The sequence below is a fragment of the Micromonospora sp. NPDC049580 genome (assembly GCF_040675595.1).
Classification (GTDB): domain Bacteria; phylum Actinomycetota; class Actinomycetes; order Mycobacteriales; family Micromonosporaceae; genus Micromonospora.
Genome location: NZ_JBFAPG010000227.1, coordinates 1 through 9,495, shown reverse-complemented (window position 1 = coordinate 9,495; position 9,495 = coordinate 1). Strand labels below are relative to the sequence as shown.

Annotated in this window: 7 protein-coding genes and 1 pseudogene; 2 read left to right on the top strand and 6 right to left on the bottom strand. The window is 72.1% G+C overall.

The genetic code is table 11. The features are described 5' to 3' along the window. From AB0J68_RS18740 to murJ, 4 genes and pseudogenes are all read right to left on the bottom strand, one after another. Nucleotides 1-428: pseudogene (locus AB0J68_RS18740) on the bottom strand (hypothetical protein); the annotation flags it as partial. Next, the gene (sigM, locus tag AB0J68_RS18735) at nucleotides 425-1,129 is read right to left on the bottom strand and encodes an RNA polymerase sigma factor SigM (protein WP_363939619.1); all 705 of its coding nucleotides are present in this window, start codon (nucleotides 1,127-1,129) and stop codon (nucleotides 425-427) included. The pseudogene AB0J68_RS18740 and the gene sigM, both read right to left, overlap by 4 nt. Nucleotides 1,130-1,172: 43 nt before the next feature. Beyond that, entirely contained in the window at nucleotides 1,173-2,780 is a 1,608-nt protein-coding gene (locus AB0J68_RS18730) for a protein kinase family protein (protein WP_355063354.1), read from the bottom strand. 444 nt (nucleotides 2,781-3,224) lie between these two features. Beyond that, nucleotides 3,225-4,982 (bottom strand): murein biosynthesis integral membrane protein MurJ, encoded by a 1,758-nt coding sequence (murJ, locus tag AB0J68_RS18725; protein WP_363939618.1) that lies wholly within the window; start codon nucleotides 4,980-4,982, stop codon nucleotides 3,225-3,227. Nucleotides 4,983-5,108: 126 nt separating this feature from the next. Between murJ and AB0J68_RS18720 the strand changes: the two genes are divergently transcribed. After that, complete coding sequence (locus AB0J68_RS18720) at nucleotides 5,109-6,569, top strand: CCA tRNA nucleotidyltransferase (RefSeq protein ID WP_355063358.1); 1,461 nt, start codon at nucleotides 5,109-5,111, stop codon at nucleotides 6,567-6,569. A gap of 65 nt (nucleotides 6,570-6,634) precedes the next feature. On the opposite strand, the gene AB0J68_RS18715 is transcribed toward AB0J68_RS18720, so the two are convergent. Continuing rightward, entirely contained in the window at nucleotides 6,635-8,167 is a 1,533-nt protein-coding gene (locus AB0J68_RS18715) for an SPFH domain-containing protein (protein WP_354862700.1), read from the bottom strand. A 30-nt stretch (nucleotides 8,168-8,197) separates the two neighbouring features. Further along, nucleotides 8,198-8,719 (bottom strand): hypothetical protein, encoded by a 522-nt coding sequence (locus AB0J68_RS18710; protein WP_344354343.1) that lies wholly within the window; start codon nucleotides 8,717-8,719, stop codon nucleotides 8,198-8,200. A gap of 157 nt (nucleotides 8,720-8,876) precedes the next feature. Here AB0J68_RS18710 and AB0J68_RS18705 point away from each other — a divergent pair, with 157 nt between their 5' ends. Next, nucleotides 8,877-9,356 (top strand): methylated-DNA--[protein]-cysteine S-methyltransferase, encoded by a 480-nt coding sequence (locus AB0J68_RS18705; protein ID WP_363939615.1) that lies wholly within the window; start codon nucleotides 8,877-8,879, stop codon nucleotides 9,354-9,356. The last annotated feature ends 139 nt before the right edge of the window (nucleotides 9,357-9,495 follow it).

Here is a 9,495-nt window from a genome sequence, read left to right as displayed (position 1 = left end):
CGGCGCTGCCGGCGACCCGGGCCGGTGGCTCTGCCGCGACCCGACTCGGTCGGCGACGGGCCGCCGGGGCGACGCCCGCCCTGTGCCGGGACACTGACCGGCGTCGCGGGAGCAACCGGCTCGGGCGACCCGGTGGCGCCGGTGAGGGTGGCCGAGGCGTCGTCCGTCGGGGTGTCGGCCGCGGCCAGCGCGGCGGCGAGCCGTTCGGCGACGGCCGGGGGCAGCTCCGGGGAGGGCTCGGCCCAGCGGGCCAGCTCGGCGCGGACCTGCGTCACCGCGGGAGCCAGCAGCGCGTACGCCTCGGCCCAGGCCGGGTCCGCGTCGACCAGCCGGGCGATCTGGGCCTGCTGTGGTGTGCCGTCCAACGCGCCGCCGAGGTAGTCAGCGAGCAGGTCGGTGTCGACCTCCCTGAACCCCTCGTTCGTCACGCGTCCTCCTGGCTGGTGTCCTGCCGGTACCGAACCGACCCCGATCCGACGCCCTCGGCCGGGCGCGGGTTCCCCGGCGTGACGCCGGGCACGTCCGCGTTCCGGCCGGCCGGGGCCGGCTGCGATGGCGTCGCCGGCCGCAGATGCCCGAGCAGCACCGCCAACCGTGCCCGACCCCGGGCACAGCGGCTCTTCACCGTCCCCTCGGCGACACCGAGGATGCGGGCCACCTCGGCCACCGGGTAGCCCTGCACGTCCACCAGCACCAGGGCGGCCCGCTGCTCGATCGGCAGCGCGGCGAGCGCGGCGCGGACGACCAGCGCCGTGTCATGGTCCTGTGCCGGCGCGGCCGGCTCGACCCCGCCGGTGCCCGATCCGTCGCCGGACCGGTTGCCGTCGGGCAGTGGAACGGTGGGGTGTGCCTGCCGGCGTCGGATCCGGTCCAGGCACGCGTTCACCACGATGCGGTGCAGCCACGTGGTGACGGCGGAGTCGCCACGGAATCGGCCGGCCGCCCGGTGTGCCGACAGCAGGGCGTCCTGGAGGGCGTCGGCGGCCTCCTCGCGATCACCGAGCGTCCGCAGGGCCACCGCCCAGAGCCGGTCGCGGTGCCGGTGGAAAAGCACCGCGAAGGCGTCCCGGTCACCGGCGACGTGGGCGCGCAGCAGCTCGAGGTCCGTTGCCGCGTCGCGCCCGTCCATCACCACGTCCAGCGGATGCGGTGCCCGGGTCGTGCTGGCCGGATCACGAACCCTGGACCGTAATCTCCTGCACGCCGAGCCGGAAGCCGTCCTCGTCGCCGATGGCCGGCAGCTCGGTGAACCAGAGCAGCAGGTAGCGGTACTTCTCGTCGGCGTTGAAGCCGTTGAAGGTCATCGTGGTGCCGTCGTGCTCCTTCAGGACACCGATCTCGGTCTTGTAGTTCGCCACCATCTGCTTGTCGCCGTTGGAGGTCGACGGGTAGCCGGACGTGCCGGCGAGCAGCTTCGCGGTGGCGCCTCGACCGGAGAGCACGGCCTGCACCGACTTCACCGTGTGCGGCGAGCCCAGGTCCAGCCAGACACCCATGCCGGCCTTGAGGTTCCCGTACGTGGCGTTCGGATAGCGGTCGGTCTCCCAACCCTTGTCGTTGTCGCCGTCGATGATCTTGTCGGCGCCGCCGAGTTCGTCGCGCTTGCTGCTGTCCGGGTCGATGATCCGGATGCCCTGCACGCCGAGGTTGCGGACCGTGGCGGCGGCCGGGGTGGCCTCGCCGGCCGGAGCGCTGGCGGTGGGCGTGGCCCCGGCGCTGTTCTGCGGGTCCTTGTCGTCGCCGCCCAGCGCGCTGATGCCGATGAGCAGACCGACCAGGGCGACCGCCAGCAGGCCGGCGATGCCGATGGCGACCTTGCGACCACCGGCCGCGGCCAGCGGCGACGGCTCGTCCTCGGTGTCGGCGGCGAACCGCAGCGGCCCGCCGTTGTCGAGGTAGTGCTCCTCCTCGGCGGGCACGTCCAGCCGGGCCAACTCGGCCGCCAGCACGTCGGACGACGGCGGAGCGATCTCGGCGTCGAGCAGATCCATGGTCAGGTCGTCCAGGTACGCGGGCACCCCGGCCCGAACCTGGCGGGGCGCCGCGAGGGCGCCCCCGGCGTCCCGGACCGCGTCCGGGATGGCGGCCCGACCATGGCCGGCGGTGGCGCCGCGCAGCGGCGCCTCGGCGTGCGGCCAGTGACCGGTCAGTGCGAAGTAGAGGACGCCGCCGACCGCCCGGATGTCACTCTCCTGGCTGTCGTCGCCGTCAGTGCGTGCGTCGGCCAGGACCACGCGACCCTCGTCGCTGATCATCACGGTGCCGGGGTGGACGTTGCCGTGCACCATCCCGGTGGCGTGCACCGCGGCGAGCGCGCTCGCGACGGCGTTGCCGATCGCGGTGGCCCGCGCCGGGTCCAGCGGACCATCGGCGGCCAGGTCGCGCAACGACTGCCCGTCCACCCACTCACGGACCACGTACGCCCGCTCGGCCTCGTCGATCGCGTCGTAGACGCCGACCAGGTTGGGGTGGATGACGCGGCTGGCCGCGACAGCGGCCTGGAGCATCTCGGTGGCGGAGTCGCCACCCGGGTAGCGCAGCACCACCGCGACGGGGCGGCGCAGGATGACGTCGACTCCCCGCCATACCAGCCGACCCGCGCTGTCGTTGTTGATGTGCTCGACCAGCTCGTAACGCTCGGCGAGGATTTCACCGGCCGTGGGAGCACCGAAGGTCATGACCGGAGGAGCGCTCTCGTCCGCCTCCTGACCCTCGCCGACCTGGGTCACCCGTCCTCCCTCGGTGATCGTGTCGATCGATGGACCCGCACTGCTGGGCATGTGGCTTCCCGCTCTGCCGTCGAAGGAACCGGCCAACCGGTGTCGACGCGCAGCGTCGGCGCCTGCCGTACCCGTCGAGAGCGACCTTACCCGGGTTGCCCGTCTCCCCGACATGTCATCTTCTTGCCGTACCCGGCGGGGTGCCGGGAGTCGGGGAAGTCGTCCGGTTACGACCGTTGTCAGCCACGTTGCTGGCACATGTACTAGCCAATCTACGGCTTCACCGCAAGTGACCGACGCCGGGGCCGCACCTGGCGTGGTGACCTCGCCAACCGCCTGTTCCCGCCGATCGGGCGACCACGCTCAGCCGTACGGTTGGTTATCCACAGGTCGATCCGGTTGTTGACCGGCGAATCGCGGAGTTATCCACAGGTGCATCCCCAGCCTGGTGATCCGTGGTCACGTTCCGTGTGGCTACGACTTTCGGTGCCCGGATCCTTGCGGTCAGCGACCGAGGCGGCGGCGGACCATGCCGACCACCTCGGTGATCTCCCCGATCCGCAGCACCATGGCGAGACCGAGGTACGTCCCACCGATCACCGCGCCACCGATCACGAGCTGGACGATGGCCTCCAGGCGGGTCGGCGTGTCGTCGCCAGGCAACAGCTTGACCACGAGCAGGCCGACCAGCCCCGCGCCGAGTGACGCGACCAGGACCCGACCGCCGGTACGCATGATCTCCCCGAGGCCGATGCGCCCGACCCGGGGGCGCAGCAGCCAGGCGGAGCCGACCGCCGCCGCCAGGTAGGAGACCGCGTTGCCGATCATCATCCCGGCGCCGGCGAAGCTGGCGGAGAACGCCACGAAGAGCACGATCTGCACGCCGACCCGCAGCGCCACCACCGGAATGTTGATCAGCGCGGGGGTGCGGGTGTCCGGCAGGGCGTAGAAGGCGAAGGTGAAGAGCTGGCTCACCGCGAACGGAACCAGCGCCAGCGCGGCGGCGAGCAGCACGACGGAGGTGGCGGTGGCGTTGTTCTCGTTGAACGCGCCGAACCGGAACAGCGTGAACGCGATCGGAGTGGCGAGGACGGCGTAGCAGACCGCGATCGGGGCGAGCACCGCCGTGACCGTGCGGGTGCCGCGCGACAGGTCGGCGGCGACGTCGGCGTACCGGCCGTCGGCGGCGGCGGCGCTCATCCGGGGCATCAGCGCGGTGATGATCGAGACGGCGATGATCCCGTGTGCGGTCATCAGCAGCAGGAAGACGTTGTTGTAGATCAGCGGGCCGGCGGCGTTCTCCTTGCCGGCCCGGTTCAGCAGGTTGAACAGCACGATGAGGCCGACCTGGCTCACGGCGACGTAGCAGATCATCCACGCCCCGAGCCGGCCCAGCTCGCGTAGGCCGAGCGCGCGGAAGTCGAAGCGCAGCTTCCAGCGGAAGCCGACCTTGCGCAGCGCCGGCAGCAGACCCGCCGCCTGGACCGCGACGCCGAGCAGGGTGCCGCCGCCGATCAGCAGGATCCGCCCGGTGGTCATCTCCTCCGGGCGGACGATCTCCGCGCCGAACACGGCGATGTAGAGACCCGCCGTCCCGATCACCACGAGGTTGTTCAGGATCGGCGCCCACATCGGCGCGGCGAAGTGCCCCCGGGTGTTGAGCACCGCGCTGATCAGCGCGCTCAGTCCGGAGAAGAAGATCATCGGCAGCATGAGACGGGCCAGCCCCGTGACCAGCTGGGAATAATCGCCACTCGCCGGGCCGCTGCCGTAGAGCCACGTCAGCGTCGAGGCGAAGGCGACCGCGAGCAGCGCCGCGACGCCGAGGGCGAGCACCGCCAGGGTGAGCAGCCGTTGGGCGTACGCCTGGCCGCCGTCGACGTCGACCTTGCGGCGACGCACCAGCACCGGAATCAACACGCTGGTGAGCACGCCGCCGAGCAGGAACTCGTAGACCATCCCGGGCAGGATCTGCGCGGTGGTGTACGCGTCACCGACCAGCGCGCCGCCGAGCGCCGCCGCGATGACCAGGTTGCGCAGGAAGCCCGTACCCCGGCTGACCAGGCTGCCGACCGCCATCACCGCGCTGTTGGTCGCGGCGCTCGCCTCGCCCACCTGCTCCTGCGGTGGGGCGGTCGACTCCATGGCCGGCTGGTTCAGTGGCTCGGCCGAAATGAACGTGGCGCCGTCGGAGGGGCGGACGTTGGCTCCCGCACCGCCGTCCTGCGCGGCGTTCGCGCTGCGGTAGAGCCCGCCGCTCATCTCCAGCCTCCCAGGGGTACGTCGAGCCGGGCGCCGACCCGCACGTCACAGACCATAGTCAACCCCTGCCCGATACCCGCGCCCGGCGGATCGGATCACACCCCGGCCCGATAAGCTGGCGATCCCATGTCCGAAGCCTCCGCTCCTCACGCCGCCGACCGCCGCGAACTCACCGCCGCGCAGCGCAACGCCGTCGCCGAACTACTCCGGGTCTCTCCGGTCGCCGACGAGTTGGGCCGCCGCTTCGTCCGCGCCGGTCACGAGCTGCACCTGGTGGGCGGTTCGGTGCGGGACGCCCTGCTCGGCCGGCTCGGTGACGACCTGGATTTCTGCACCGACGCCCACCCCGACGAGACGCTGCGGATCATCAAGGGCTGGGCCGAGTCGATCTGGGAGACCGGTCGGGAGTTCGGCACCATCGGCGCTCAGCGCGACGGTCTCCGGCTGGAGATCACCACCTTCCGCGCCGAGTCGTACGACCAGGTCAGCCGCAACCCGGTGGTGGTGTACGGCACCAGCCTCGACGAGGACCTGAAGCGGCGTGACTTCACCATCAACGCGATGGCGGTCAGCCTGCCGGAGCACCGCTTCACCGATCCACACGGCGGGCTGGACGATCTCTCAGCCAAGGTCATCCGTACGCCGAGCACCCCGCGGGAGTCGTTCGGCGACGACCCCCTGCGGATGCTGCGGGCGGCCCGGTTCGCCGCTCAACTGCGCTTCGCCGTGCACCCGGACGTGCACGCGGCGATGACCGAGATGGCCGCCGACCTGGACCGGATCACGGCCGAGCGGGTGCGGGACGAGTTCACCAAGCTGCTCTGCGGCGCCGACCCGATCACCGGGCTGCGGCTGCTGGTCGACACCGGGCTGGCCGAGCGGTTCCTGCCGGAGCTGACCGGCCTGAAGCTGGAGATCGACGAGCACGCCCAGCACAAGGACGTCTACGAGCACACGCTGACGGTCGTCGAGAACGCGGTCTCCTTCGAGGAGGACGGCTGCGACTTCATCCTGCGGATGGCCGCCCTCATGCACGACGTGGGCAAGCCGGCGACCAAGTCCGTCGGGCCCGACGGCCGGGTCAGCTTCCACCACCACGAGGTGGTGGGCGCGCGGCTGACCAAGGCCCGGATGAAGGCCCTGCGCTACCCCAAGGAGATCACCGCGAAGGTGACCGCGCTTGTCGCGCTGCACCTGCGTTTCTACGGGTACGGGCGGGGCGAGTGGACCGACTCGGCGGTGCGCCGCTACGTCGCCGACGCCGGTGACCTGCTGCCCCGGCTACATAAGCTGACCCGCTCCGACTGCACCACCCGCAACCGGCGCAAGGCCGCCCAGCTCGCCGCCGACTACGACGCGTTGGAAGACCGGATCGCCCGGATCGCCGCCGAGGAGGACCTGGCCCGGGTTCGCCCCGACCTGGACGGCAACGCGATCATGGAGCTGCTCGGCGTACCGCCGGGGCCGGTCGTGGGGCGGGCCTGGAAGCACCTCAAGGAACAGCGCCTGGAGCACGGCCCGCTGGACCGCGACGCCGCCGAGGCCGAGCTGCTGCGCTGGGCCCGCGCCGAAGGCCTGATCCCCTGACGTTGGCTGGCGCGGCCGGGGCGTCGCTCCCGGAGTGAGAGCGACGCCCCGATCGGCGTTACCTACTAGCGCGTCTCGACGGCCGTTCCGTCCACGGACGGGCTCTTGCCCGCGGGGGTGCCGTTGCCGCTGGGCGTGGACGCCGAGCCCAGCCGCGCCAGCAGGCCGGCCAGGTCGATGCCGGTCAGGTCGCTGCCGAGCTGCAGTCCCTGGGCGACGTTGCCGGCCACCGACTTCGTCAGCGACGACGCGCCGTCGGTGGAGATGACGGTCATCTTGTCGATCGCCCCGATCGGAGCGCTCGCCGCCTCGACCACCTGCGGCAGCACCTTGACCAGGAGGTCCAGCACCGCGGCCTCGCCGTACGCCGCGAACGCCTCGGCCTTGCGGGCCATCGCGTCGGCCTCGGCCTGTCCTCGGGCCAGGATGGCCGCCGCCTCGGCCGTACCCTCCCGCTCGACCGCCTCGGCGATCGCGGAGCGCCGCCGCTGCTCGGCCTCACCCTCCTTCGCGCCCTCGATCGCGTTCGCCTCGGCCAGCGCGGCCCGCCGGGCCCGCTCGCCCTCACCGGTGAGCCGTGCCTGCTCGGCGGATGCCTGCGCGGCGGCGATGACCGCCTGTCGCTGCGCGTCGGCGCTCAGCACCGCAGCGTTGCGGGCCGCCTCGGCCTCCTGCTCCACCTTGTACCGGGCGGCGTCGGCCGGCTTGCGCACCTCGGTGTCCAGCTGACGCTGCTTGAGCTCGGCGTTGCGCTCCGCCACCTTCTGCTGCTCGGAGAGGATCGCCTGGTCCCGCTCCGCCTGGGCGAGCGGCCCGGCCGCGGCCGACTTGGCCTTCGCCGCGTCGATCTCCGCCTGGATGCCGGCCTGCTTGAGGGCCAGGTTCCGGTTCGCCTCGGCGATGGCCTCCTCGGCGAGCAGTCGCTCCTGCTCGGCCTGCTGCCGGGCCCGCGCCTCGGCGATCGCCGCGTCCTTGAGCACCCGGGCCGCCTCGGGTCGCCCCAGATCCTGCAGGTACGAGCCCTCGGCGAGGATGTCCTGGAGTTGGAAGGTGTCGAGCACCAGACCCTGGTTGGTCATCGAGTGCTCGGCCTCCTCGGCCACGGCGCTGGCGAAGGCCGCCCGGTCCCGGATGACCTCCTCGACGGTGAGCCGGCCGACGATCGAACGCAGCGCGCCGGCCAGCACCTCCCGGGTGAAGTTGTCGATCTCGTCCTGCTGGTGCAGGAACCGCTGGGCGGCCGCGCGGATCGCGTCCTCGGTGCCGCCGACCTTGACGATCGCCACGCCGTGCAGGTCGGCGCGGATGCCCTGCTTGCTGACCGCGCCTCGGATGCCGACGTCGATCCGCCGGCTGGACAGGTCGAGCGACTGGAGCTTCTGCACCACCGGGAGCACGAAGACCGAGGCGCCCAGCACCACCTTCTGCCCGGAATTGTCGGTCGACCGGGCACCGTCGGCGGTCTGCGTGGTGCGGCCCTTGCGGCCGGTGACGATGAACGCCTCGTTCGGCCCGGCCACCTTGATCCGGGACAGAACGAAGAACACCAGGACGAGCGCGAGGAGAACCGCGCCGCCGACAGCTATCAACAGGGGCATGGAGGGGAAGTCCCGTCTGCGAGGAGGAAATCAGTAGGTTTCGACGTGCACGCTGGTCTCGCTGAGCGCCTGTACGACGAAGATCTGAGCGCCGACCGGGATCGGCTGGTCGGCGCGGGCGTTGAGCTTGACCGGCTGGCCGGCCACGCGTACCCGCACCTCGCCGTACCCGTTCACCGGCACCGGGGTCACCACCAGGCCTAGCGCGCCGACCAGGTCGTCCCGGGTGGGGGTGGGGTCGGTGCGCATGTTGCGCGCCGCCCGACTGAGCCGCGACGCCAACCACGCCGTGGGCACGGCCGCGAGCAGGCCGCCGGCCGCCGCACCCGCGATCAGCGCGGGGGTACGCGCGCCGAGCAGCTCGTTGACGATCGCCCCGCCGAAGCCGAACGCGCCGGCGAACCCGGCGACCGTCTCGGTGGAGATCGGCCCGTCCACGTCGGCGTGCCCGAAGTGCAGCAGCTCGCTGCCGAGCAGGGCAAGTGCCAGCACCCCGACACCCGCCCCACCGATGATCAGAAAGATGAGCGTCCCCGTGGCCACGACCCGCACGGTATCGACGTGATGCAAGGTTCAACAGTCACCAAGGCGCGATGATGAGCTACCGATGCGGGTCGCTGCCGCCGCGGTCCGGCGGCTGAGGAGTGGCTTTCGGCTCGACGCTGGTAGCCGGGCCGGCGAAGGGGTCCGCGACAGGGACAATGGGTCGATGCGCTGGACCGTGCTCGACTCACCGATCGGCGAGTTCTCCGTGGCCACCGACGGCACGGGTGTCCGCGGAGCCCACTTCGGCCGCGTCGAGGGGGCGGCCGACGAGCCCGACGACCCGCTGTCCCGGCAGACCGTCGCCGAACTGCGGGCGTACTTCGCCGGCGAGCTGAGCGCGTTCACCGTGCCCGTGTCGCCTCCGCGCGGCTCCGAGTTCGAGCGGGCGGTGTGGCGGGAGATGACGCGCATCCCGTACGGCGAGACGTTGACCTACGGCGAGGTGGCGCGGCTGGTCGGGGATCCCGGGGCGGCGCGGGCGGTGGGGGTGGCCTGCAACCGCAACCCGATCCCGGTGATCGTGCCCTGTCACCGGATCGTCGGCGCGGGCGGCAAGCTGGTCGGCTTCGGCGGGGGCCTGCCGCGCAAGGTCAAGCTGCTGGAGCTGGAGGCCGGCGTGGCCCTGCGACAGGCCTGGGCCTGACCGCGTTGCTCTCAAGCCCATCTGCTGATCGTTGGCGGCTGAGCAGCTCGACACGCCGAGCACCGCGCTGCCGAGCCGCCACCGATCGCCGCACCGCAGTGCCGGACGCGGCGAGGGGCCGGGTCCGGCCGGACCCGGC

Bases quoted from the DNA above. Each gene is read 5' to 3' on its own strand.
- sigM (WP_363939619.1), bottom strand. From the start codon at position 1,129: ATGGACGGGCGCGACGCGGCAACGGACCTCGAGCTGCTGCGCGCCCAC.
- AB0J68_RS18720 (WP_355063358.1), top strand. From the start codon at position 5,109: ATGTCCGAAGCCTCCGCTCCTCACGCCGCCGACCGCCGCGAACTCACC.
- AB0J68_RS18705 (WP_363939615.1), top strand. From the start codon at position 8,877: ATGCGCTGGACCGTGCTCGACTCACCGATCGGCGAGTTCTCCGTGGCC.
- AB0J68_RS18730 (WP_355063354.1), bottom strand. From the start codon at position 2,780: ATGCCCAGCAGTGCGGGTCCATCGATCGACACGATCACCGAGGGAGGA.
- murJ (WP_363939618.1), bottom strand. From the start codon at position 4,982: ATGAGCGGCGGGCTCTACCGCAGCGCGAACGCCGCGCAGGACGGCGGT.
- AB0J68_RS18715 (WP_354862700.1), bottom strand. From the start codon at position 8,167: ATGCCCCTGTTGATAGCTGTCGGCGGCGCGGTTCTCCTCGCGCTCGTC.